Here is a 25,704-nt window from a genome sequence, read left to right as displayed (position 1 = left end):
TACCTCCTAAGCTTTTAATTCAATTCCACTTGCTTTTTTCTCTAACATAGTTTTTATAAGCTCAGCAATATGAGCACCTGCTTCTACAGCAGAAGTACCACCTTTATGTATGTTAGATATAACTGTTCTTCTTGCTTCTGGCATGTTAACTTTAGCTTTGTATGCAATATAAGCACTCATACTTTCAGCAGTAACAAGCCCTGGTCTTTCTCCAACTAATAAACAAGTAACTTCTGCATTCGTTATTTCTGAAACATGATCCATAACTCCAACTCTACCAAGTTTCACAAAAAATGTAGTTCCAATATCTATATTAAAACCTTTTAACCCCTGTACAATTGATGGAAGTATATCTTTTAAATTTGCTTCTATAGCTGAAGAACTCAATCCATCTGCAATTAATATCTGTACTGTTGGATTCATTTTACATTTTTCTTTTATCAGATCAATACCTTCGTCATTTATTTTCCTTCCTAAATCAGGTCTAGTTATATATTCATCTTTTGTTTTACACTTACTTTGAACTGTGAAAAGTCCCATTTCATTTAAAAACTCATCAGATACATAAGAAAAAACAGCATCTTGAGCTGCGGCATGATCTGCTCTAAATCTTAAAGAAGATAATGTCTTATATCTAACTCCTGCTCTTCCAACTCCTATTCTTGCTGGAGTATTTTGTTTCATTTTTAAATATCCTTCTCTATCAGCTGGATTTTCAACTAATAACTGAGTTTTTAAATCTGTTTCTGTTATATCTTCAATACAACCTTCTTCTATATTAGAATCAGATGTTATATTATTAGTTTGTTGTACTTTATTAATAACTTCTTCTTTTACTTTTTCTGTGTTACCTGAAGTCATTTCATTTAAAACTTGTTCAACTAATTTTTTTAATTCACTGCTTTCAAGTTGCATTTTCCCACCTCTTTATTTAAGAAATATTGAAGCATCTCCGGCAATTTCAGTTAATTTTCCATTATTCATAATACCCATTTTTTCTAACCAAATTTCAAATTCTTTAATAGGTTTTAATCCCAATAATTGTCTTAATGCTGCAGTTTCATGATAACCTGTACATTGATAGTTAAGCATTACATCATCTCCATGGGGAATACCCATAAAATAATTACAGCCTGCATTAGATAAAAGTACAGCAAGATTTTCTATATCATTTTGATCAGCTTTCATATGATTTGTATAACAAGCATCACAACCCATAGATATACCTGTGAGTTTTCCCATAAAATGATCTTCAAGTCCAGCTCTTATAACCTGTTTACTATCATATAAATATTCAGGACCTATAAATCCAACAACTGTGTTAACAAGAAAAGGATCATATTTTTTTGCAAATCCATAACATCTCGCTTCCATAGTAACCTGATCTACTCCATTGTGAGCATCTGCTGATAACTCTGAACCTTGACCTGTTTCAAAATACATAACATTAGGTCCTGCTCCAGTACCCTCTTTTAGTGCAAGTTGTCTTGCTTCTTCTATCATTTCTCCAGTTATCCCAAAAGCTTCATTCCCTTTTTGAGATCCAGCAATACTCTGAAATATAAGATCTGATGGTGCACCTTTTTTTATAGCTTCCATTTGTGTTGTTACATGAGCTAAAACACAATTTTGTGTTGGAATTTCCCATTTTTGTTTAAATTCTTCAAATTTTTTGAGTACTCTTGTAACACTTTCAACAGAGTCATCAACTGGATTTAAACCTATAACAGCATCTCCAACTCCGTAGCTTAATCCTTCCATCAATGATACTAATATTCCATCTGGATTATCTGTAGGATGATTTGGTTGTAATCTTGCAGATAATCTGCCTTTATATCCTATAGTTGTATTACAATGAGCAGTTATTTCTATCTTGTTCGCAGCATATATTAAATCAAGATTTGACATTAATTTTGCAACAGCCGCAACCATTTCACTTGTTATCCCTCTACTAGCTCTTCTTATCATTTCTCCAGTAGTATTTTCATCAAGTATCCATTCTCTAAATTCAGAGACTGTCTTATTTTTTAATTCAGCATATATTTTTTCATTTACTTGATCCTGAATTATTCTTGTAACTTCATCTTCTTCATATGGAACTGCTGGATTATTTCTCAAATCTTCTAAAGTCAATTCAGATAAAACTACTTTTGCTGCAACTCTTTCTTCTGAAGAATTAGCCGATATTCCTGCAAGCTTGTCTCCAGATTTTTCTTCATTAGCTTTAGCCATAACATCCATTATCGATTTAAAAGAATACGTATGACCAAATAATTTGGCTTTTAATTTCACTATAGTCACTCCTTCATTCATTTTTTATGAATTAAAAACTAAAGTTTTTATAACAACAGGCAATACTTTACCTTCGGCCAAAGGTTTACCAATATCTATATAATCTCCGTTTTCAACCTTTATTCCATCTATACAAATTAATTCTTTTTTATAATTTAATTTGCTATTTAGAGTTTGACCTAATACTTTTGCTATATCATTTTCTACTATTACTATTAATGGATAGCCCAAATCTAATAATTTTTTACTTCCATCTATTAGATTTTGTGCAAGATTTTGTATATCTACAAATTTTGTATATTCTTTTCCATTTATCGCTATAGCTATTTGTTGAAGAGAATTTTCATTTTCAAACCAAGAAATTTTCTTATTTATAACAGATATAAATTCTTTATTATCTAAAATTTCTTCATGTTTTTCAAGTTTTAATATAGGCACATTTTTTAATGGTAAAAGTTGCTCAGAATATGTTATTGTACTTCCAGATATATCAGTTGTATGTGTTCCAGCTCCTACAACAGTTGCTCTTATCGTTTCAACTGCTTGTCCAATATCTATATTTTTAAATAAATTAGATTCTTTTATAGCTTTCCCCAATATAATTCCAATATCTCCATATTTAAAAAGATCTTCATAGTTTTGATTGTATACATAATCAGCAACACCTCCAGAAAAGGTTATACAATCAACATTTATATCTTGTTTTATTCCTTTATTAGTTAAAATAAAGTCATAGTACGAACTCATTTCTTTTTTGTTTATAGATTGATAAAGTAAATCAACCATAATATTTATTATTTTTTTTAATTCTATTAAATCTATCTCTTGTCCAACTTTTAAATTTATATTTTCATTTTCTATTATTTTTTGTAACTTAGGTGAAATATATGTAATTTTTTTATAATTATCATATTTAATCAATCTTCCACCTATATCAAGACATCCAGTATCTAAAAGAATTCCATCATGAAAAGCAGCTAAATTTGTAGTTCCTCCACCTATATCGAGATTTACAACTGTATTTCTTTTTTTCTCTGATAAAATATCTGCTCCAGCACCTTTAGCTGCAATTATTGATTCTAAATCTGGTCCAGCTGTCGCAACTACAAAATCTCCTGCTAATCCACTAAGATTTTGTAAAACTTCATTTGCATTTTTTTTCCTTGCTGTTTCTCCAGTTATAATAACTGCACCAGTTTTTATATTTTCTGATTCATATCCAGCTTTTTTATATTCAATTTCAACTATTTCTCTTACCTTTTCACCATCAATTTCATTTTGATTTATCAAAGGTGTAAAGTATATATTACTTCTATAAACTATTTCTTTATCTACTATTTTTATTCTTGGAACTGTAAAATCAGAAGCCATATTTTCTATAGTTATTTCACTAAAAACAAGTTGCGTTGTAGAAGTTCCTATATCAATACCTGCACTTAAAAACTTTTCTTTCATTCAACGACACCTTCTTTTGAAAAATAAAAAGGCTTAAAACTATAAAAAATAGTTTTAAGCCTCATTGCTTTTTTTAATACATCATTGTATTTTATTATTTAATTTTTAAAATCAAACAAAACTTTCGTTCCATTTTTATCAGAATTTATTTTTATATTACCATAAAGTTTGTCTTTGACAAGACTCTCTACTATTGTAAAACCAAGACTATTTTTTTTCATATGATTTATATCAAAACCAATACCATTATCTATAATTGATATTGTAGAATATAAATCACCTCTTTCAATTTTTATATCTATTTGTCCTTTTTCTTTCCCTATAAAAGCATATTTTATACAATTTTGAAGTAATTCATTTATTATGAGAGCTATAGATGTTGATTTATCAGAGCTTATTTTGAAATCATCACCCATTAAATTTATTATAAGTTCTGCATTCGGATTTCTGTAAGCCCGCATAATACTTGTTTTTATGTTCTTTATAACCTCAAATATATAAAGTTCATCAAGACCTTCTTGAGAAAGTATTTCATGAGTAGCAGATATGCTTAAAATTCTATTCATACTTTCATTTAATGCATTTTTAGCTTCTTCGCTAACACATCTCCTTGATTGAAGTCTCAATAAACTGGCAATAGTTTGAAGATTATTTTTTACTCTATGATGTATTTCTTTTATTGCTACAGATTTTAGTATGAGTTCTTTTTCTTTTTCTTTCATATCCGTTATATCCTTAATCATTAGAATTAATTTGAAAGATTCTCTACTGGATATTATTTTTTTTATATTAAAAAAATATTTCCCATAATTTATCTCACTTTCTTGTATACAACCTTCATTTATTATATCTTTAAACTTCGAATCATCAAGAGAAACATTATCATATTTCATACCTATAAGGTTATCTCTGTACCCAAGTTTTAAATATAATTCTTCAGCTACTGAATTGGCAAATTTTAGTATTCCCTCTTCATCAAACATCATTATTATTTCATCAATATGATTTGTTATAGTACCATCATTTTCAGTCATATACAACAAAGTATCTGTAAGCTTTTCATAACTCTGTTCCAATACTTCCATATATTTATCTTTATTTATTTTCTCTGTTATATCTTTTTCTATGATTAAAACTCCTATTACTTTATCTTTATTTTTTATTGGGGCTACTGTTTGCCTTACACTAACTTCTTCTTGAGTTAGTGCTTTTATATCTTTGGTCGATATTCCAAGTTGTAAAGTCCTTAAAACTGCTGGTTCATTTTTTCTATAAGCTATTTCACCAATAACAGATCTGTTATACATTGATTTTGTATTTTTAGGCTTAGCTTGGGCTATCACTATAGCTTCATCATTATCTCTTGTCAAACTATCTATAAATACATCAGCATTTTCAATATCAGCTACTGCATCCATACATAAAGAATAGTTTTCTAATATTTTTATATCTTCTTCATCAAGGTCTGTATATTTTTTACATAATTCACATATTTTACTCTTCATAACTTATCACAATAGCCTCTGCTATATCTTTCATAGAACATCTTTTATTCATACTTAATGTTCTTATTCTTTCAAAAGCAGTTTTTTCAGATAAATTTTCTTTTTCCATTAGTATACCCTTTGCTTTTTCTATAATTTTTCTATCTTCAAGTTTTTTATTGGCTTTTTTTATATCTTCTTTCATTCTATTTATTTCAACACATTTACTTAAAGATATTTCTATGGATGGTATTAAAGATCTTTCATCAATAGGCTTAACTAAGTAACCTATAACACCTGATTTTTTGGCTTTTGCTATAAAATCTTCATCACTATAGGCTGTTAATAATATAACCCCACCTGCTAATCCTTCTGAAGTTATTATTTTTGAAGCATTTAAGCCATCCAACAAAGGCATTTTTATGTCCATTAAAACGAGATCAGGTTTAAATTTTCTACATAGTTCTACAGCATCAAACCCATCAGAAGCATCCGCTACAACATTGTATCCGGCTATTTCAAGGATTTCTCGTAAATCCTGCCTTGTAATAGGCTCATCATCAGCTATTACTATTTTTTCTTTCATAATTCACCTCATTATGACAAACTATTTATATAATTCTCCAACTCTTCAAATCCTTTCTTCGAAAAGTTATCTATCTTAAAAATTTTTTCTACTCCAGATAATTTTAAATTTTCTTCAGCTTTCTTTATGTTTTCATTTGAAGATTTTTCTATTTTTGTTATAAGTCCAATAGTTTCTTTATTAAACATACTTGCAAATCCTGGTGGTAAAAAACTTTCATCAGAAGTAGGATCATTAAGGAAACAAATGATATCACACTCATTTGAAGTCACTATTAAGGCTTTGTAATAGACTCTATTTTCTATATATTCTCCCGGAGTATCTATTAATTCATCCATAAAGTCTATGGCTTGTGTTTTTTTATATATTAATTCTTGATTTTTATAAGCTTGACAAAAAGTTGTTTTACCACTTCCAGTCTTACCAATAAGCATTATTTTTTTCATATTCAAGTCCTCGTTATATTTGTACCAGAAAATTCCAATGTATTTATAAGCATCTTAACAACATCTTTTAATGCAGCTTCTACACTTCCAACATCTCCAGTTATAACTAATGATCCGCTAAATCTATCAACAAAACCTATTTTAACTCCCGCAGCTTTTGTAGCAACATCTGCTGCGATTATTGCCGCCTCACTTGGAGTTATAGTGAGTATACCTATAGCTTCTTTAGTTTGTACATTTAATCCTAATTTTTTATATAAGTCTGTATCTGGATTTGCTATTAAATGAGCTAATGTTACTTGTTTTCCAGGAACATATTCTTGTATAGTTCTTTGTTTTTCTTCCATTTTATTTATCACCATTCTTAAATTTATTTTATAAAAAAATAATAGCTTCTAAAGAATATGAAATAATGTATTCTTTTAGAAGCTTCTTTGCTTATTTTTAATAAACACACTCCATTGTGCATTTTTTCTCTTTTTATTTTACATTATTATCATGTAATTTGTCAACTTAAAATTAAGTTTACAGATTATTAAATTTTTAAAAAAATTATTTTTTATTTTTAATATTATTATCCATTATATACTTTTTTAAATAAAGTTTTTATTTCTTCTACCTTTGGCTTTCTTGGATTAGTTTCAGTACATCTGTCTTCAATTGCTTTTTGTGATAAAAAGTCTAAAGCTTGATCAAAATCATTTTCTTTTATACCAACTTCTTTTATTGAATTTGGTATATTCAATTCTCTTTTTAATTTATTTATCTCAAAAATTAAATTTTTTACACCTATTTTAGTATTTGAACAAGATAATCCAAGTATTTTTGCTATATTGGCATATCTTTTTGCAGTTGTTGATGTTTTTTTATCCAAATAATTTCCTAATTCAGCATTATATTCTATAACATAAGGTAATAATATAGCATTTGCTCTACCATGTGGAATATGAAATTTCCCTCCAAGAATATGTGCCATTCCATGATTCAATCCCAATGAAACATTGTTAAAAGCAATACCTGCAATACATGAAGCATTATGCATTTTTATTCTTGCTTGAGTATCATTTCCATTTTTATATGCTCTTTTTAAATATTCAAATACTATTTTTATTGCTTTTTCCGAAAGAGCATCTGTAAAATCATTAGCTTCAGTAGAAACATAAGCTTCTATAGCATGTGTTAAAACATCCATTCCAGTATCAGCTGTTATAAAATCGGGTACAGATTTAACTAATTCCGGATCTAAAATAGCCATATTAGGCAATAATTCATCTGATATGAGTGGATATTTTATATTTTTTTCTTTATCAGTTATAACTGAAAAACTTGTAACTTCAGAACCAGTTCCAGAAGTAGTAGGTATTGCTATAAAATAAAGTGTTTTATTTTTTATATTACTCTTTTTTTCATTTATTCTATTAAAAAAACAACTTATGGCTTTTGCAGCATCTATAGCAGAGCCTCCACCGAGTGCAATTATTCCTTCAGATTCAAATTCATTAAGCTCATTTACACCTTTCATTATAACTTCTAATGGTGGGTCAGGAACTATTTGTGAAAATATTTTATATTCAATATCTTTTTTTAAACTTTCAGTTATTTTATCAATCATTCCAGACTTTACCATAAAAGGATCTGTAACTATAAATATTTTTTTTAAATTGATTTCATTTAATTTATTTAAACTATTTTCTCCAGAATAAATTTCTGTTCTTAAACCGAAATAATTCATCATGTCCCTCCTCATAAATAAAAAAAAGCTATGCGAATTATTATTCGCATAGCTTCATCGCTTTTAACACTTCATTGTGCATTATAGATTTTATAATTTTATTTTAATTTTGTCAAGTTAAGATTTTTTGGTTTAATCAATTATTTTAACACAAAATCAGCCTTCATAGCTCCATTTCCCAAATAATTCACATTTAATAAAAAACCAAAATTTTCTGAAGCTCCAAATTTTTCAAAGAATTTAGAAAAATCTACAAAAGCTAATACTAAGTTTGCGGTACCTATTTTTTTTGATAATTCTTCATATGTTTTGTTTTCTGAAAGTTTAATAGAATTTTGAAGTTTTTTATTTAAATTTTCTTCATTATCTTCTGAAATAAAAATATTATCGGATTTTTTCCACATATTATATTTTAAAGCTTTCATTTCAGTATTTGATATATTTTCATCTATTTTTATTTCAAATTCCATATGGTTTTCATCCAAATAATTATATTTTAATTTATTTTCCTTCATTATAGGTTCTATATTTTTTAATGGTGTGCTCGTATCAATTTTTACATAACTGGTATTTGAAATTTTTATGTTCTCTTCTATATTTATATCTATATTAGAATTGACTTCAAATCCATTTGAAGACTTTAATATATTTTCAACAATAGATGGTTCGGCTACTATACTTATAATTTCTTTTATCGAATTTATATCTTTAGGTAAAAAACCAGATGCAAGAAAAGCTGTACCAAGAAAATTATAATCCGAAACATCTTTTAAATATTTTTGATTTACAGAATCTTCATTTAAATTTCCAGTAGAAGTTCCAAATAAATAGTTATCTTTTATATAAGCAAAACCTGTATTTTTTAAATCTGAAGAATTTATATTAAAATAGATTCCATTCTCATATTGTTCATAAAATTTAATATCTCCCTTCTCGCTATCTTCATAAATTGATTTATCTTGAACCATAATCAAATATTTTTTACCTGAAATTTCTTTATATATTGGATTAAAACTTATCCCGGATTCTGATAAAGGCTCTATTATTTTGGATACAGAATCATAAAATTTATTAGGATTTTTAAGTTCACCAAAAATAATCCCAAAAATATAAGTATTTTCTTCTGGTTCCTGTATAAAAATGGCCATATCAGTCTTTAATGATTCAAAAAAATCCTTTGGTTCTATACCCATAGATGCTAAAAAACTTTCAACAAAATTCGATACATACATTTCTGCATTTATTGGATCAGATAAAAAACTCCCCACAGTAGGAACTGTTTTCAAACTTTCATAAGTATTAGATAGATTCTTTATATAAAAAGTAGCTTTGGAATCATTAGGTACAAAATCAGTCACGTTAGAAAAAGATATCGCAAAAAAACTAATAATCAAAAGAAACATACTAAATTTTTTCATATTTCTACCTCCCATTTTTTTATTATATTCTATCATATTTTATATAAAACATTCAGAACATAATACCTTATAGACCTTAAAAAACTTTAAAAATATATAAAAAAACTAATTATTTTCTGGCAATTATAATATATTATGTGTTATAATAAAATGAGATATTTTAATATTTTAAAGCTTTTGGAGGTGGAACAATTGTTAGAAAGAGTTCTTAATTTTATAAACTTTGGACCAGCTGGTAGTACAGGTGCTGCTCCTGCAACAGGAGGTGCCGCAACAACTGGTGCTGCAGTTCCTTCAGGTTCACCATTTGGTAGTCTGTGGATTATTTTAATTTTCTTTGTTTTAATGTATGTTTTATTGATATTACCTCAAAGAAGACAAGAAAAGAAACATAAAAAAATGATTTCTGAGTTAAAAAAAGGAGACAAAATTTTAACTTCCTCTGGAATAATAGGAAAAATACTTTCTATTCAAAATGATAGAATAAGAATAACAACAGGCGACAGAACAGATATCGATATAACAAAAAATGCAATTTCTGCCGTTTTATCCAAAGATTCTTCTCCTGAAAAATCTGCACCAAAAGAAGAAGAAAAGAAAGACGAAGATAAAAAATAATTTTTTTATTATAAGGGGGTACCTTCGGTGAGATCAAACAAAGTCCGTTTAATTTTTACAATAGCGGTCATAGTTGTTGCATTGCTTGGTATGCTTATACCAGGTAAAAACGCAGCTGAATATTCAGGATTTGGAAAACTATTTTCAAACTTAAAGCTTGGACTTGATATTCAGGGCGGAAGTCTTTTTGAATACAATCTTGACCTAAAGGGTGATGTAAAAGCACAAGATGTTATTGATAATGTAATTCTAGTATTGAGAAACAGACTTGATGCAGCAGGTTATACAGAAGCAACAGTTGCAAGGATTGATAGTGGTGGAAACTTAAGAGTCAGAGTAGAAATTCCTGGTATAAGAGATACTCAAGAAGCAGAAAAATTATTGGGAAGTAAAGGGAAATTGTACTTTGCTGAAGTTTTAGAAACTTCAACTACTGATGTAAAACCTGAATTAAGGAGAAACAGAGAAATTGAAATAAATGGTTCAACAATCGAATTGTACTCATGGATTCAATCAAAAAGAAATGATACAACATGGTATAAAGTAAAAAATGTTTTTGAATTTGGAAGAGAACCATTCGAAATAACTGGTTCAGATGTTATAGATGCAAAACCAGGTCTTAATACAAGAGGTTCTGGTGCCGTTGTTCATTTGAACTTTAGTTCTGCAGGTTCAACAAAGTTTGAACTTGCCACTGGTAACTTAATAAATAAACAACTCGCAATAATTCTTGATGATAAAGTTATAATAGCTCCTGTAGTCAATACAAAAATAACTCAAGGAGGAGCTGAAATAGAAGGAATTCAAGAAATACAAGAAGCTAAAAATATTGCGGCTCTTATAAAATCTGGAAATCTTCCTGTAGATCTTGTAAAATTCCAAGAAAGAACTTTGGGACCTACTTTAGGAAGAGATATAGTTGATACAATTATAAAAGCCGGAATAATTGGATTAGCAATCGTTATGATTTATATGATCATATTCTATGGTTGGATGGGAGTAATAGCTGATATTGCATTGATTTATAACACAATTCTTCTTACAGGTATATTGAGTTGGACAAATGCAATTTTAACTCTACCAGGTATTGCTGGTATAATTCTAACTTTTGGTACAACTGTAGATGGAAATGTAATAATATATGAAAGAATTAAAGAAGAACTCAGAATGGGTAGACCTCCTTTAACTTCTGTTAAATTTGGATTTCAAAAAGCCTTTTCAACTTTATTTGATGCCAACTTAACAACTGTAATTGCTGGAATAATTTTATATTATTTCTCAACAGGAGCAGTTAGAGGTTTTGCAATAACTCTCATAATTGGTGTTCTTGGTTCTATGTTTACAAATCTTGTTGTTTCAAGAACTATACTCGAAGGAACTTCACATTTTATAAAACCTGAAAAATTCACAAAAAAAGGTGAAAGAGAAGGTTGGGATTTTGTAGGAAAAAGAAAAGGATTTATCTTATTTTCTACAGTTTTAATTGCAGCAGCTTTAATATTATCATTCACTAAAAATTTTGAATATGGTATAGATTTTGCAGGTGGTACAGAAATAACAGTCTCTATGGATGACTCAATATCTATAGAAGATATAAGAAATGATATGATAAACATAGACCCTGATTATGCAACTGCAAAAATAGTAAAATTAGATCCAATAAAAGGACAAGAAGATAAGTTTTTCTTCTCTGTTACTATAAAAGATTCATTTGAAGATACAGTTCAAAAAGATGCTTTTATAGACTCTTTATCAAAAGAATTGAATCAAGAAATTGAAATTCTTCAATTCAACGATGTTTCAGGATTTGCATCAAAAGAAATTAAATCATTTGCTTGGTATGCTATAATAATTTCTCTTGTAATGTTACTCGCATATATAACTTTAAGATTTAAATTTGCATTTGGTGTTGGTGCTTTATTAGCCCTAGCTCATGATGTTATCATAGTTTTAGGTTTTTATTCTTTATTTGGTGTAGAGATAAATGTATCAGCAATAGCTGCATTTTTAACTTTGGCTGGTTATTCATTGAATGATACAATAGTTGTATACGACAGAATAAGAGAAAACTTTAAAAATCTAAGAGGTAGACCTGTAGAAGTAATAGTTAATAAGAGTATAAATGATGTTATAATAAGATCTTTACATACTTCAATAACAACATTTATAGTTGTATTTTTGATGCTCATGCTTGGTGGAAGAGCAATGGCCCCTTTTGCTTTTGGTTTAACAATAGGTATAGTCATAGGTACATACTCTTCTCTATACATAGCAAGTCCAATAGTTATAAATATGCTTAAAAAAAGTAAAAAGTTATAAATTTAAAAATTAAAATTTAATCAACAAAGATGCATGGTTTCTCATTTAAAAAGAAACCATGCATTTTAATTTTATTTAAATATGTTTTTTTAATTTTTGTTTTACCAATTAATAATGGAAAATATTATTAAATATGATAAAATTAATTGGTGGTGATATAATGAAAGGAACATTCAATAAAGACTTAAAAAAATTAATAGATAATTCAGATTTTTCTTTTGAAAGTTTATCAAAAGAATTAAAAATGCCTGCTTATATGCTTCAAGATTTTATAAATAATAAATTAGATGGATATAGCAAGGTTCAAATAGATGATATATGCAGTAGATTAAATATAATACTGGATGAAAATATCCTTTTTTTTCCAGAAGAATCTGAAAAACTAAAAAAAGAAAAAAAAGATATTAAATTTCTTTCTAAAAATAAAAAGAATTTTTTTATTCTAATTCTCATTACTTTTTCTTTAATAACTTGCATATATATATACAAAATATATGGTGAAATGATGTTTTATCAAAATATAATATCTAAAAATAATATAAGTATAAACATACAAAATTTATCTTCAAATACAATAGTAGTAGAAGACATAGAACTTAAACCTAATGAATATAAAAATATTATTCTTGAAAAAAATAAAAAAATAAAAATATTAAATAACACTGGAACTGTAAAAATAAAATCTCCTTTTGATGAATACAATATTAAATTAGATGATTTTGAGGTGGTGTTAACAGATGGGGAAAATTAAAAAAGCTGATCTTGTAAATTATACAGTGCATGTTTTCACTGCAGGAAATTCAGATTTTTGGTTATACGAATATGGAATAATTAAAGAACTTGAAGACATTTTTGGCGAAATAGATTATATATCTAAACCTATAGATTTTCAAAGATTCACAACATACTATAATAAGGAAATGGGTGAAAATATAAAAATAGAAGGAAGAATGATAAGTTTTAAAAATCTTGGTTCACCTTCATTTCTTGCAGATGCAAAAATATTATCTAATAAAATTGAATCAAAACATTCAATAGATGGCAGAAGAAAGGTAAATATTGATATTGGTTATGTTCATCACACTCAGTTTGTACTTGCAAGTACAAAACATTGGGGAAATAGATTATATATTGGAAAAGGTATTTATGCTGAAATAACTTTAATGTACAATTACGGAGAATGGAAAGATTTAGAATTTTCTTATGCTAACTTTAAAGATCCTGTTTATAAAGCTGAGTTAAGTCTTATAAGAGATTTATATATGAAAAAAAGAAAAAAACTATGAGTGGGTGAAATTTATGATATCTGGAGCTGGAAAATTAAGTTTGATCTATTTTGGTATAATTTTAATTTTATTCAAATTAGCACCTACGATAATGCTTGCAATGATACTTGGAGTATATTTTGCAACCATAATTGAAGAACCAGAAAAAATTTTATCTAAAAAAATAAACCCTGTTTTAGCTAAAATAATATCCTATACATTGGTAATATCTGCCGTAGTATATGCTATATCTAATTTTTTTCCAGTGATAATAAATCAAGGAAAAATAATATTTGAAAATCTTTCTGGCGTAGATTTTTCTTCACAAGAAACTACATTAGAAATTCCAGATGAGTTTTTTCAATTTTTAAATGAATTTAAATCTACAATAACATCTTTCAGTTTGAATATATTAAATAATATAGTAACTTCTATACCTTCATTAGTAGCTGGATCTGTAATAATAATAATCACTACCGTTATTATGGGAACTTTGAAAAGAAGAGTAAATAATAATCTTTGGAAATTATATCCAGTAGATACTTTAAATGGTATAAATTTTATGAAAAAAACTATAACTGATTTTGAGACTTTCATAAAAGGACAAGCTTTAGATGCTTTAATTATTGGATTATTAGTTGGTTTAGGAGCTTATATATTTAAAATTCCTGGAGCTTTTTTTATTGGAGTTTTAGCTTGGATTACAAATTTTATACCTTATCTTGGTGTTGTCATAGCTGCAATTCCTATGTTAATGTTGGGTTTTGCAACACATGGTGTGAAAGGAATTATCATTGTAATAGCTATTCTTGTAGTTGTAAACCAAGCTGAAATATGGTTTATAGCGCCTAAAATTCAAAGTAGTTCTTTAAAAATACATTGGTATATAATATTAGTTGCAATATTGTTATTCGGACAACTGTTTCAACTTGCCGGTATTTTTATAGCAATTCCAACCATAATATATATAAGAAATTTTTGGAGATTTTTCATGATAAAAAAATGAGACTGTAATTTTTATTTACAGTCTCATTTTTATTTAAAAGAATAGTTTTGCCATTTCATATATATTTTCTTTAACAGCTTTATTATGAGTTACTTTTTCACTTAAAGGTTCTTCTAAAATTTCAAATCCCTTTAAGCCTAAAGCTATGTTAGACTTTCCTTTTTTTATACATTCTATAGCTGAAAATCCGAATTTAAAAGCTAAGAATCTATCAAATGATACAGGAGATCCACCTCTCTGTAAATAACCAAGATTTACAGTTCTTACATCTATTTGATCACCCATCTTTTCTTTTATATATTCAGCAACTATTTCAGCTTTTGATATTATATTTGGTGATATATTACTTGCAACTTTTAAAATTTCGTCTGTAAGTTTACTTCTTTCTTCAACAACTATTATAGAAAATTTTTTACCGACTTCATATCTTCTTTTAATATTTAAAAGAATATCCTCAGGTTCTGGAGTTATTTCTGGAGTAACTATATAGTCAGCACCTCCAGCCATTCCACCTATAGTTGCCAACCAACCAGATTCATCTCCACCAACTTCAACAACAATTACTCTATGACCAGCACTTGCAGTAGAGTGAAGTGAATCCAAAGAATCTGTAACAGTTTGAAGTGCCGTTAAAAAACCTATACTTAAATCACTCCAAACAAGGTCATTATCTATAGTTGCTGGAATTATTAAACAAGGTATACCTTCATCTTTCAATTTTAAAGATATTCTTGATCCTGTATGACCTGTTAATAATATGAGAGATGTTATTTGATATCTTTCTACATTTTCTTTTAGTTTTTTTAAATCTTCTGGATTATTTGTAGGATCAAACTTAGAAGAACCTAAAATTATACCACCTTCTGGAAGTCTACCTGAAACATGTTCTTTGGTCATAATAAACATTTTATCATTAACAAGACCATTAAAACCATCATAAACTCCAATAACTTCTATATTTTCATGTGCACCTTTTACTATTAACGCTCTTATTACCGCATTAAGACCGGGACAATCGCCTCCAACATTTAGGACAGCTACTCTTTTCATATTAAATCCCTCCTATAACTTTTTTAAAAAGCATCTCATATTATCATTTTATCACGAAAAATCAATATTAGCAAAAATAAAATATATAGCATTAAATAGAATGAGAAGTAAATATAATTATTTACTTCTCATTTAAATGGCTTTACTCAAAAAACTTAATAAGAATTGGGATTATTACTATAGAAACGATTGACATTAATTTTATAAGTATATTTATAGCTGGTCCGGCTGTATCTTTAAATGGATCACCCACTGTATCTCCTATGACAGAAGCTTTATGAGACATCGAGCCTTTTCCACCAAATTCTCCAGTTTCAATATATTTCTTTGCATTATCCCAAGCACCACCTGCATTTGACATAAATATTGCGAGCATAACTCCAGCTACTGTTGTACCAGCTAATGTTCCAGCAACAGCTACTTTTCCTAAAAGAAAATAAATTATTACAGGAGAAAGCACCGCAAGTAATGAAGGCAATGTCATCTTTTTTAATGCCCCTTTAGTTGCAATTTCAACACATTTTGCATAATCAGGTTCAGCTTTTCCATCCATTAAACCTGGAATTTCTTTGAATTGTCTTCTAACCTCTATAACCATTATATTAGCAGAGTCTCCAACTGCCTTCATAGCAAGAGATGAAAATAAAAATGGAAGCATTGCCCCTATTAAAGCACCAACAAAAACATTCGAATCATTTAAATCTACTATTGATACATTAGCCACTTGGATATATGTGGAAAATAAAGCTAAAGCGGTTAATGTTGCAGAACCTATTGCAAAACCTTTTCCTATAGCAGCTGTTGTATTACCAACTGAATCAAGCTTATCTGTTCTTTTTCTAACTTCTGGATCCAATCCTGCCATTTCTGCTATACCACCAGCATTATCTGCAATAGGTCCATAAGCATCTATTGCAAGAGTTATTCCAAGAGTAGCAAGCATACCAACAGCTGCAAGAGCTATTCCAAAAAGGCCTAATATATTAAAAGATACAATTGTAGCAATAGATATTAATATCACAGGAATAGCTGTAGATTCCATACCTAATGCCATCCCATTTATGAGCAAAGGTGCAGAACCTGATGTCGCTGTTTTTGCAAGTTTTATAACAGGTTTTTTAGCTGTATAATATTCAGTTATACCACCTATTAAGATTCCTACCACCATACCTAATGTTATTACAATGGCCGCTTTATAAGATCCTAAAATAACTTTGGATAAAATAAATACAGCTATGAGTTCCATTATATTAGCAATATAAGTTCCTCCATGAAGCATTTTAGAAGGATCTATAGAATCATTTTCTTTAACTTTAAGATTAACAAAAAGAATACCGATTATTGCTGAAATAATTCCAAAAGATGCTATTAAAAATGGAAAAACAGCACCTTTAGCTGAGAAAGTTAAAGCTCCCAAAGCAGAAGCTGAATAAATTGAACCTACATAAGATTCATATAGATCAGCACCCATTCCAGCAACGTCTCCAACATTATCGCCAACATTATCTGCAATTGTAGCTGGATTTCTTGGATCATCTTCTGGTATATTAGCCTCTGTTTTACCAACCAAATCTGCACCAACATCTGCTGCTTTTGTAAAAATACCTCCGCCAACTCTGGCAAAAAGTGCAACAAAAGATGCTCCCATAGCATATCCACTCATAACTACAGTATTTCCATTGGTTAAAAAGAAAACAACGCCTAAACCAAAAAGTCCCAATGATGCTACAGTCATTCCCATAACAGCTCCACCATTAAATGCAACTTTTAATGCTTTAGATAAAGATTTTGTTGCAGATTGAGCTGTTCTTGTATTAGCTTTTGTAGCAATATTCATACCAAAAAAACCCGATAATACCGATAATGTTGCACCAAAAATAAATGCTACAGCCATCTCCCAAGAATTTGAAAAACCTAAAAATAAAGAAAATGCTATAACAATTATGTATAATATTTTATATTCAGAAATTAAAAAGGCTTTTGCACCTATTTGTATAGCTTCAGATATTTTTTTCATTTTTTCATTTCCAGGATCTCTTTCCAAAACTCTAAAAGTTAAAAATACTGTAAAAATTATTCCTAAGGCTCCGGCAATTATTCCGGCCAGTTGAAAAATAGCACCCATAAGAATACCTCCTATTTTTTATTTTTTAATATTATTCTTTATATTAAATTAATGTTTTTTTTACAAATATAGATTGTATATATTTTTTGAAAAAGAGAAAAAAAGAACAAATATATATTCTAACTCATAGCTTTTATAGGGACTTCTAATTTTATCATAAATAAAAATAAATTCAAGTCAAATTTTGTAAAAAAATATGACATTTTTTTGATATTACTCTTAAATTCTGACTTTAAGATGTATACATTTTAAAAATAAACAAAAATTAAATTTTAATTACTTTTTGTGATGAATCAACTCTCATATTTACTTAAAGCATATATTATTTTACCATAATAAAGCAAAATAATTATAATCGTAAATTTTTATTTGAAAATAGTTTATATAAAATTAAAATCAAATACATTAAAAAAACTTTAATATTTATATATTATATATTTGATAAAATTAATTTGGAGGTTGATAAGATGTTTTCTTTGATAAATGATTTTTTATTGAGCTATAAATTATCTGAAAATCTTTCTGGATTTTTAAGTAATATTATAGTATTTGGTATTATGCTAATATTTTCATATATTGCTTATTTAATAACTAATAAATATATTATGAAAATATTAGAAAAAATAATTCAAAAATCCAAGTTCAAATGGGATGATATTTTATTTAGGAAAAAAGTATTTCATTCTTTAGGACATATTGCCCCTGCAATTGTTATTCTTTCATTTTCATCTACTTTTTCGGTATTCAATGAAGGTTTTAAAAGGTTTGCAATTTCTTATATAGTTTTAAGTATAATATTTACAATAAATGGAATACTGAGAACTATATCTGATATATATGAATCAGATTCTAAAAAGTATCGTCCTATAAAAGGATTTATTCAATTAATTCAAATAGTATTATTTTCTCTAGGTGGAATACTTGTTCTTGGAATACTTATAAATAAAAATTTTACTTATTTATTAAGTGGTATAGGTGCTTTGACAGCGGTCTTACTTGTTATTTTTAAAGATACACTTCTTTCACTATCTGCCCATGTTCAATTAACAGCTAATAAAATGATTAGAAAAGGTGATTGGATCTCTATGAACGAATATGGTGCTGATGGTAATGTAATTGAAATGACATTAAATACTATTAAAGTTCAAAATTGGGATAAAACTCTTGTTTATATTCCTACTTGGGCATTGATTAACAGTTCTTTTAAAAATTGGAAAGGTATGGAACAATCCGGTGGAAGAAGAATTAAACGTTGTATTTATATAGATTTTGAGAGTATAAAATTATTTGATAAAGATAAGATAGATAATTTGAAGTCTAAAAATTATTTGAGTGATTTCTTAAATAATTTTCTTAAAAGTATGGAAATAAAACATATTAGTAATTTGACACTATTTAGAAAATACTTAGTTTATTATATTGAAAATAACAATAAATTCAACACTAAAATGACATATATTGTAAGACATCTTGATTACACTGAACATGGGTTACCTTTAGAAATCTATGTTTTTTCTAAAGAAAAATCTTGGGTAGAATATGAAGGTGTGCAATCTGAACTTTTTGAATATATATACTCTGTAATTGAAGCTTTTGAATTGAAAATATATCAATTACCTTCTTATGATAATTTTAAAAATATTAGTTTGTCAAACTAACTTTAATTTGATATAATTTCATTATATTTATTTTAACTTTATTCAAGGGGGAATTATTATGAAAATATTATTTAAAAATGCTACAATTGTAACTATTGAAAAAGAGCCTTTTAAAGGAGATCTTCTCATTGAAAATGATATAATAAAAAAGATTTCAAAAGAAATAAAAGATTCTGCCGATGAAATAATAGATGCAGAAAATAAGTTTTTACTTCCAGGTTTTATAGACGCACATTCTCATATTGGCGTTTTTGAAGAAGGAGTTGGAGAAGGAGCACATCAAGATGGAAATGAAATGACAGATCCTATAACACCTCAAGTTAGAACTATCGATGCTTTTATAACGGATGATGCCGCGATAAAAAGAGCCTTAGCTGGGGGAGTAACTACTGTAAATGTAGTACCAGGAAGTGCCAATTTAATAGGTGGCCAAGGGGCTATTTTAAAGTTCAAATCAAATATATTAGATGAAATGATAATAAAGCAACCTTCCGGTTTAAAAATGGCTTTAGGCGAAAATCCAAAAAGAGTTTATGATTCAAAAGGAAAAATGCCTTCTACAAGACTTGGAAATGCTGCTTTGATAAGAGAATATTTTATAAAAGTAAAAAATTATATGAAAAATAAAAATAAAGCTTTAAAAGAAGATAAAGATTTTGATATAGACATAAAATTTGAAATAGGTGAAAAAGTATTAAATAAAGAAATTCCAGCAAGAATTCACGCACATAGAAAAGATGATATTGTAACAGCTATAAGATTATCTGAAGAATTTGATTTTGACCTTATAATTGAACATGCTACTGAAGCTTATAAAATACCAGAATTTATTAGCAAAAAAAACGTTCCTTTGATATTAGGTCCTATATTTGGCTTTAGAACAAAATTAGAATTAAAAGATGCTACTTATGATTCTGTAAGAATTCTTAATGATCATAATGTACTTTGTGCCATGATGTGTGACCATCCAGTTATTCATCTTGAACATGCTAATATAAATGCTGGATTAGCTATGAGATATGGTGCAAAAGAAGATGATGTTTTAAAAATGTTAACCATAAATCCTGCAAAAATTCTCAAAATTGATGATGAAGTGGGCTCACTAAAGGAAGGTAAAAAAGCAGATATAGTTTTATGGTCAAATCATCCATTCGATTTAAAAGCAAAAGCAGAAAAAGTATTTATAGAAGGAAAACAAGTTTTTTCATTATAAAATTAATATAAGATTTACAATTTAATTTATGAAATTTTTTTCATTTTATGATAGAATTATCTTATTCGTGGCAGAGTAGATGTCATGCGTTTTAGTGCTCAGGGATGGGACGTTGCCCTGTGACGAAATGCCCTTAAATGGCTGCGGTTCGACATCGCGTCCGCTGTCACCAAAGTAGAGATATCCTTTTCTTTAGCTTTGGTGGGAGTAATCTGCCTAATAGCTGAGAAAAGGAGGTGAAACATGGTAAAATTAAAATCTTCCAGAAAAGTTGTTTATGCTGCCATACTAATAGCACTTTCTATCGTGTTGACAAGAATTTTGAGTATAAGAATAGCTATTGGTTCTATAGAAGGAGTTAGAATTGGATTTGGAGGATTTCCTATAATATTTGCAGGGTTAATATTCGGTCCTGTAATGGGAGGAATTGTTGGTGGTGTTGCAGATATAATGGGTTATTTGATAAATCCTATGGGACCATTTATGCCTCAATTTGTTATGACTTCTATACTAACCGGAGTAATTCCAGGAATTTTTTATGTTCATATTTTTAAAAACAAAAAAAATTTTTTCACATTAATGTTTTCGATAGCAATAGGACAAATCGCTACTTCTATAATTTTAGTTCCTTTATTCATAGAAATTTTATTCAATGTACCTATGACAGTAACTGTAATTCCAAGAATAGTAGGACAGGCTATACATGTTCCATTATATGCTTGGTTAACAAAAGTTCTTCAAGATAGAGCTTTAAAATTTTCTTTAAATTATTGACAAAAAAGGTTCAATGATTTCTCATTGAACCTTTTTTATTTTTTTTCTGATTATATCTTTTTCATATAATTTAATATCTGATTTTATTTTTGCAATGGTATTTGGATTAGCTGTATCTATATTTTCACCATTTTTATTATCTTGCATTTTAGGAAATTTAATAGGTATAGGATCTCCTAATGGTTTTATTATGTCCACTTGATCTCCCACTGATAATTTATTTCTTATTTCTATTAAGTAATGATCATTTCCAAGATCTTTTATCACTTTACCAACTAATTTATGTGTGTGTTTATAACTGGATGAATCATAGTTATGATCTTTTGTTCCAGGTTTTTTAAAATAAAAACCTGATGTATAATTTCTATGACTTATAGTCATTAAATCATCTAACCATTTTTGTTCAAAATTCCAATTTCCTGAGTAATATTTATCTATAGCTTGCCTATAAATTTTTGTTGTTGTGGCTGCATAATATATACCTTTCATTCTTCCTTCTATTTTTAAACTGTCAAGTCCTGATTCTATCATTTTATCTAAGAACTCAATTGTGCATAGATCTTTCGAATTCATTATATATGTTCCATTTTCATCTTCAGTTATAGGCATGTATTCTCCAGGTCTTGTTTCTTCCATTAAATAATATTTCCATCTACATGGCTGTGCACAAGCACCTCTATTAGCATCTCTTCCTGTTAAATAATTGCTTAATAAGCATCTTCCTGATATTGACATACACATTGCACCATGGACAAAAGCTTCTAATTCTATATCTGGTACTTTATCTTTTATTTGTTTTATTTCATCTATTGAAACTTCACGGGCTAATATAACTCTTTTTGCTCCAAGTTCTTTCCACATTTTGACACTTGCCCAATTTGTATTACTTGCCTGTGTACTAATATTTACTGGAATATCAGAATTCTCTTTTACTATTTGAAAAACTCCCATATCTGCAACTATTACTCCATCTATATTCAAAGAATCTAAATATTTTATGTAATCTGGCATAATTTTGAGATCTTCATTATGAGGTATTACATTTAAGGTTATATATATTTTTTTATTTAATTTATGTGCAAGATCTACAGCTTTTTCAAGTTCATCATCATTGAAATTATCAGCAAAAGCTCTCAAATTAAATAACTTACCTCCTATGTATGCAGCATCTGCTCCGTAATTATAAACCATTTCAAGTTTTTCATAATTTCCAGCTGGTGATAAAAGTTCTATTTTTTTCATTAAAAATCTCCTTTCAAAACTTTTTTTATATGGTCAAGAGCCATAAAATAGCCATCAAAACCCATTCCAGATATAACTCCATTACAATTTTTTGATATAACAGAATTATGTCTAAATTCTTCTCTGGCATATATATTCGAAATATGTACTTCTATTTTGATTTTCTTTATTATTTCTAATGCATCAGATATGGCATAAGAATAATGAGAATAAGCTCCTGCATTTATTATAAGAGCTTGAAAATCATCTTTCTGAATTCTATCTATTATTTTTCCTTCATGATTTGTTTGAAATATTTCTAATTTGATTTCATTTTTTAATCCCCATATTTTTAAACTTTCAAATAATTCTTCATACGTATTTATACCATATATATTTTTATTTCTCTTTCCAAGCATGTTTAAATTTGGTCCATTTATAATTAAAATCATCATATCATCTCCAAAAAATCTTTTAAATCTATATTTAATAGCTCATAACTTCCAGGTTTAATTATAGAAATTAAATTTATTTTATTTCTATTTATTTTTTTATCATTTATTATAAAATCTTTTAGATTTTTGCTTTCTATATTTATATTTAATAGTTCTTCTCCAACAATTTTTATGAGAATTCTATCTATATAATAAAAAGTATGATCATCCATTATACCCTTTTTTTTAAGAATTTCATTTTCTTTTCTAATACCCCATGCAACAGATAAACCATGAGGTTTCCCCGTTATGGACTCAAAAGCATGGCCAAGAGTATGTCCATAGTTCAAAATATTCCTTATTCCTTTATCTTCAAAATCCTTTTTTACAATATTTATTTTTTGTTTTATACTATTATTTATAATCTTTAAAACAGAATTTATATTTCTATTTAAAATATTTTCATATTCTTTTTCAAATATTTCAAATCCTTCTCCAGATAAAAGATTTATTTTAAAAGCTTCTACTAAACCTTGTATATAATCTGATTCATCGAGAGTTAAAATAAAAAGAGGATCAATGATTGTAATTTCTGGATATTTGAATGTACCTATTATATTTTTATAACCCTTATAATCTATACCATTCTTACCTCCTATTGCTGCATCAACTTGAGACAATAAAGTAGTTGGAATTAATTTCAATTTCATGCCTCTTTTATAAACAGATGCAGAATAACCTGTTATGTCTGTTATAGTACCTCCACCAAATCCCACAAGGGTATGTGATCTATTTTTAGATTTTTCCACTAAATAATTCATTATCTTTTGAAAATTTTCTATACTTTTAGATTTTTCACCATTTTCTAATATTATTTTTTTTGATATTTTTTTGCCATAAATTTGATTAACTTTTTCGCTCATTATAAAAGTATCTTCAAGTTCTTCGACTTTATAATTGAGAATTATTTTATAATTTTGTATAGAGTTATCTTCTGAAATAATTTGATTTTCATCTAAAAAATACCTTATAATTCTTGAAATTATATAATTATCTTCAGTTTTAATATCATATTTGAAAGTTTTAAATTTATTATAATAGTTTTTTCTTTTTTCAAAAATATTTTCTATACTTTCTTTTTTTAAAAGAGGTCTTTTTTCTATTTCTTCTTTAGAATTCATTCTATTTTTTATCAGTTGGAGATCTGTATCTAAAAAAACTGTTTTATATTTTTTCAATATTTCTCTATTTTCTTTTTTTAAAATGACTCCACCACCACATGAAACTATTATTTCTTTATCTTTCAAAAGATTTAAGGTTTTTGTTTCAAGTGTTCTAAAATATATTTCTCCTTTTTCATTAAAAATATCTCTTATGCTCTTAGATTCAAGTGCTTCTATATAAGAGTCCATATCTATAAACTTCATATTTAATATTTTAGATATTTTTTTACCAATAGTAGTTTTTCCTGAACCCATCATGCCTACTATAAAAAAAGCCATTAAAATCCCTTCTTTTCAAAATATCTATTTTTAATAAATTCTATATTATCATCTCCAAAATTATTAAATATTTCTTCTAATATTATAATACTCATAGTTGATATTCCTATAGGAACCATAGAAGATACAATAACATTATCAGATCTTATATAAGAAGTTTTTTCATTTTTTAAACTTTTTAAATTTACAGAATTCATATTTTTAAGTATTGTAGGAATAGGTTTTAAAAATAGTTCAACTTCTATTTCTTCTCCATTTGTTAATCCAGCTTCTATACCACCAACATTATTACTTTTTCTTGATATTTTTTCATTTTTAAAAATAAATTCATCATTATAATCACTTCCAAGTTCTTTAAACTTGTCTTTTCCAATCAAAACACCTTTTACTGAAGGAATCGACATGAAATATTTTCCTATTTTAGAATCTATTTTATTAAAGTAATCTGAATAGCTTCCAAGCCCAGGAATTACATTTTTTGATATTATTTTTACTTTCCCACCGATTGAATCTTTTTCTTCTTTTATCTCATCTATATATTTTATAGCTTTTTCATAAAATTCTTCATCTAATATATAAAGATTATTCTTTGAATAATCTTCTATTTCTTCAAAACTATATTCTTTTTTATCCTCTAAATAACCTATCGACTTTGTATATCCAGATATTTTTATATCAAAAAGTTCAAGTATCTGTCTACATATACTTCCTATTGCCGTTAATATAACTGTCCATCTTGCAGAGTTTCTTTCAGTATAAATATTTAAATCTTTAATTCCATATTTTTTATATCCCGTATAATCACCATGACCAGGCCTTGGTATAAAACGTTCTTTATTTTCAGTATTTTTCCCTTTGTTTTCTATAATTAAACTTATTGGTGCTCCCGTTGTTAAATCATTATAAATTCCCGAATTGATTAAAATATCATCATCTTCAAGGTTCATTCTTTTTCCTCTACCATAAGTACTTTTTCTGAGTTTTAAATCTTTTTTTATATAATTTAAATCTAATTTGATACCAGCTGGGATTCCTTTTATAATACCCATCATATACTTCCCATGAGAATCTCCAGCTATTTCAATATTAAACATATTATCACCTAC

General features: G+C 27.4%; 23 protein-coding genes and 1 riboswitch. Of the genes, 8 read left to right on the top strand and 15 right to left on the bottom strand.

The genetic code is table 11. The annotated features are described in order from the left end of the window. Positions 1–6: 6 nt before the first annotated feature. The 9 genes from eutC to PWP28_RS00255 form a co-directional block, all read right to left on the bottom strand. Positions 7–915 carry an ethanolamine ammonia-lyase subunit EutC gene (gene eutC, locus PWP28_RS00295; RefSeq protein WP_264150398.1) on the bottom strand — a complete coding sequence of 303 codons (909 nt, stop codon included), beginning with the start codon at positions 913–915 and terminating at the stop codon, positions 7–9. Between the two features lie 12 nt (positions 916–927). Further along, positions 928–2,292, bottom strand: a complete 1,365-nt coding sequence (locus PWP28_RS00290; RefSeq protein WP_109604061.1) for an ethanolamine ammonia-lyase subunit EutB — start codon at positions 2,290–2,292, stop codon at positions 928–930. Between the two features lie 24 nt (positions 2,293–2,316). Beyond that, complete coding sequence (gene eutA, locus PWP28_RS00285; RefSeq protein ID WP_109604060.1) at positions 2,317–3,747, bottom strand: ethanolamine ammonia-lyase reactivating factor EutA; 1,431 nt, start codon at positions 3,745–3,747, stop codon at positions 2,317–2,319. Positions 3,748–3,845: 98 nt separating this feature from the next. Beyond that, positions 3,846–5,252 (bottom strand): histidine kinase N-terminal domain-containing protein, encoded by a 1,407-nt coding sequence (locus tag PWP28_RS00280; protein WP_109604059.1) that lies wholly within the window; start codon positions 5,250–5,252, stop codon positions 3,846–3,848. Further along, positions 5,242–5,817: an ANTAR domain-containing response regulator gene (locus PWP28_RS00275; RefSeq protein WP_264150402.1), complete on the bottom strand. Its 576-nt coding sequence runs from the start codon at positions 5,815–5,817 to the stop codon at positions 5,242–5,244. The genes PWP28_RS00280 and PWP28_RS00275 overlap by 11 nt, the downstream gene beginning before the upstream one ends. Positions 5,818–5,828: 11 nt before the next feature. Next, complete coding sequence (locus PWP28_RS00270; protein WP_109604054.1) at positions 5,829–6,263, bottom strand: EutP/PduV family microcompartment system protein; 435 nt, start codon at positions 6,261–6,263, stop codon at positions 5,829–5,831. Positions 6,264–6,265: 2 nt separating this feature from the next. After that, the gene (locus PWP28_RS00265; RefSeq protein WP_308644030.1) at positions 6,266–6,610 is read right to left on the bottom strand and encodes a BMC domain-containing protein; all 345 of its coding nucleotides are present in this window, start codon (positions 6,608–6,610) and stop codon (positions 6,266–6,268) included. 227 nt (positions 6,611–6,837) lie between these two features. Beyond that, on the bottom strand, positions 6,838–7,995 hold the full coding sequence (locus tag PWP28_RS00260) for a 1-propanol dehydrogenase PduQ (RefSeq protein ID WP_305081766.1): 1,158 nt from the start codon (positions 7,993–7,995) through the stop codon (positions 6,838–6,840). A 140-nt stretch (positions 7,996–8,135) separates the two neighbouring features. Then, on the bottom strand, positions 8,136–9,413 hold the full coding sequence (locus tag PWP28_RS00255) for a hypothetical protein (protein ID WP_264150404.1): 1,278 nt from the start codon (positions 9,411–9,413) through the stop codon (positions 8,136–8,138). A gap of 192 nt (positions 9,414–9,605) precedes the next feature. Between PWP28_RS00255 and yajC the strand changes: the two genes are divergently transcribed. The 5 genes from yajC to PWP28_RS00230 all read left to right on the top strand — a co-directional run bounded on the left by yajC (position 9,606) and on the right by PWP28_RS00230 (position 14,621). After that, positions 9,606–10,031, top strand: coding sequence for a preprotein translocase subunit YajC (yajC, locus tag PWP28_RS00250; RefSeq protein WP_109604050.1), 426 nt, complete (start codon positions 9,606–9,608; stop codon positions 10,029–10,031). A 27-nt stretch (positions 10,032–10,058) separates the two neighbouring features. Further along, the gene (secD, locus tag PWP28_RS00245; RefSeq protein ID WP_308644029.1) at positions 10,059–12,350 is read left to right on the top strand and encodes a protein translocase subunit SecD; all 2,292 of its coding nucleotides are present in this window, start codon (positions 10,059–10,061) and stop codon (positions 12,348–12,350) included. Between the two features lie 160 nt (positions 12,351–12,510). Next, the gene (locus tag PWP28_RS00240; RefSeq protein ID WP_305081764.1) at positions 12,511–13,101 is read left to right on the top strand and encodes a hypothetical protein; all 591 of its coding nucleotides are present in this window, start codon (positions 12,511–12,513) and stop codon (positions 13,099–13,101) included. Continuing rightward, the gene (locus PWP28_RS00235; protein WP_109604047.1) at positions 13,088–13,636 is read left to right on the top strand and encodes a DUF4416 family protein; all 549 of its coding nucleotides are present in this window, start codon (positions 13,088–13,090) and stop codon (positions 13,634–13,636) included. Before PWP28_RS00240 ends, PWP28_RS00235 begins: the two co-directional genes overlap by 14 nt. 13 nt (positions 13,637–13,649) lie before the next feature. Continuing rightward, positions 13,650–14,621, top strand: a complete 972-nt coding sequence (locus tag PWP28_RS00230; protein WP_109604046.1) for an AI-2E family transporter — start codon at positions 13,650–13,652, stop codon at positions 14,619–14,621. A 33-nt stretch (positions 14,622–14,654) separates the two neighbouring features. Here the strand turns inward: PWP28_RS00230 and PWP28_RS00225 are convergent, their stop codons facing one another. Beyond that, on the bottom strand, positions 14,655–15,671 hold the full coding sequence (locus PWP28_RS00225; protein WP_109604045.1) for a 6-phosphofructokinase: 1,017 nt from the start codon (positions 15,669–15,671) through the stop codon (positions 14,655–14,657). A 142-nt stretch (positions 15,672–15,813) separates the two neighbouring features. Continuing rightward, positions 15,814–17,796, bottom strand: a complete 1,983-nt coding sequence (locus PWP28_RS00220) for a sodium-translocating pyrophosphatase (RefSeq protein ID WP_109604044.1) — start codon at positions 17,794–17,796, stop codon at positions 15,814–15,816. A 467-nt stretch (positions 17,797–18,263) separates the two neighbouring features. On the opposite strand from PWP28_RS00220, the gene PWP28_RS00215 reads away from it, so the two are divergent. The 3 genes from PWP28_RS00215 (at position 18,264) to PWP28_RS00205 (ending at position 21,441) form a co-directional block, all read left to right on the top strand. Then, positions 18,264–19,454, top strand: coding sequence for a mechanosensitive ion channel family protein (locus tag PWP28_RS00215; RefSeq protein ID WP_109604043.1), 1,191 nt, complete (start codon positions 18,264–18,266; stop codon positions 19,452–19,454). Positions 19,455–19,512: 58 nt separating this feature from the next. Next, complete coding sequence (locus tag PWP28_RS00210) at positions 19,513–20,667, top strand: amidohydrolase (protein ID WP_109604042.1); 1,155 nt, start codon at positions 19,513–19,515, stop codon at positions 20,665–20,667. Between the two features lie 69 nt (positions 20,668–20,736). Beyond that, positions 20,737–20,835: riboswitch (THF riboswitch) on the top strand. Positions 20,836–20,910: 75 nt separating this feature from the next. Continuing rightward, positions 20,911–21,441 (top strand): folate family ECF transporter S component, encoded by a 531-nt coding sequence (locus PWP28_RS00205; RefSeq protein ID WP_109604041.1) that lies wholly within the window; start codon positions 20,911–20,913, stop codon positions 21,439–21,441. A 21-nt stretch (positions 21,442–21,462) separates the two neighbouring features. Here PWP28_RS00205 and PWP28_RS00200 read toward each other — a convergent pair whose 3' ends face one another. The 4 genes from PWP28_RS00200 to aroC are packed head-to-tail and all read right to left on the bottom strand — an operon-like array spanning position 21,463 to position 25,692. Next, positions 21,463–22,683 carry a U32 family peptidase gene (locus PWP28_RS00200; protein ID WP_305081762.1) on the bottom strand — a complete coding sequence of 407 codons (1,221 nt, stop codon included), beginning with the start codon at positions 22,681–22,683 and terminating at the stop codon, positions 21,463–21,465. Then, positions 22,683–23,117, bottom strand: a complete 435-nt coding sequence (gene aroQ / locus PWP28_RS00195; RefSeq protein WP_109604039.1) for a type II 3-dehydroquinate dehydratase — start codon at positions 23,115–23,117, stop codon at positions 22,683–22,685. Before aroQ ends, PWP28_RS00200 begins: the two co-directional genes overlap by 1 nt. After that, positions 23,114–24,598: a shikimate kinase gene (locus tag PWP28_RS00190; RefSeq protein WP_109604038.1), complete on the bottom strand. Its 1,485-nt coding sequence runs from the start codon at positions 24,596–24,598 to the stop codon at positions 23,114–23,116. The genes aroQ and PWP28_RS00190 overlap by 4 nt, the downstream gene beginning before the upstream one ends. Continuing rightward, on the bottom strand, positions 24,598–25,692 hold the full coding sequence (gene aroC / locus PWP28_RS00185; protein WP_264150415.1) for a chorismate synthase: 1,095 nt from the start codon (positions 25,690–25,692) through the stop codon (positions 24,598–24,600). The genes PWP28_RS00190 and aroC overlap by 1 nt, the downstream gene beginning before the upstream one ends. Positions 25,693–25,704: the final 12 nt, after the last annotated feature.

The organism is Oceanotoga sp., assembly GCF_030445905.1.
Lineage (GTDB): Bacteria > Thermotogota > Thermotogae > Petrotogales > Petrotogaceae > Oceanotoga > Oceanotoga teriensis.
The sequence above is the reverse complement of the archived record's forward strand: the minus strand, read 5'-3'. Positions and strand labels throughout refer to the sequence as shown.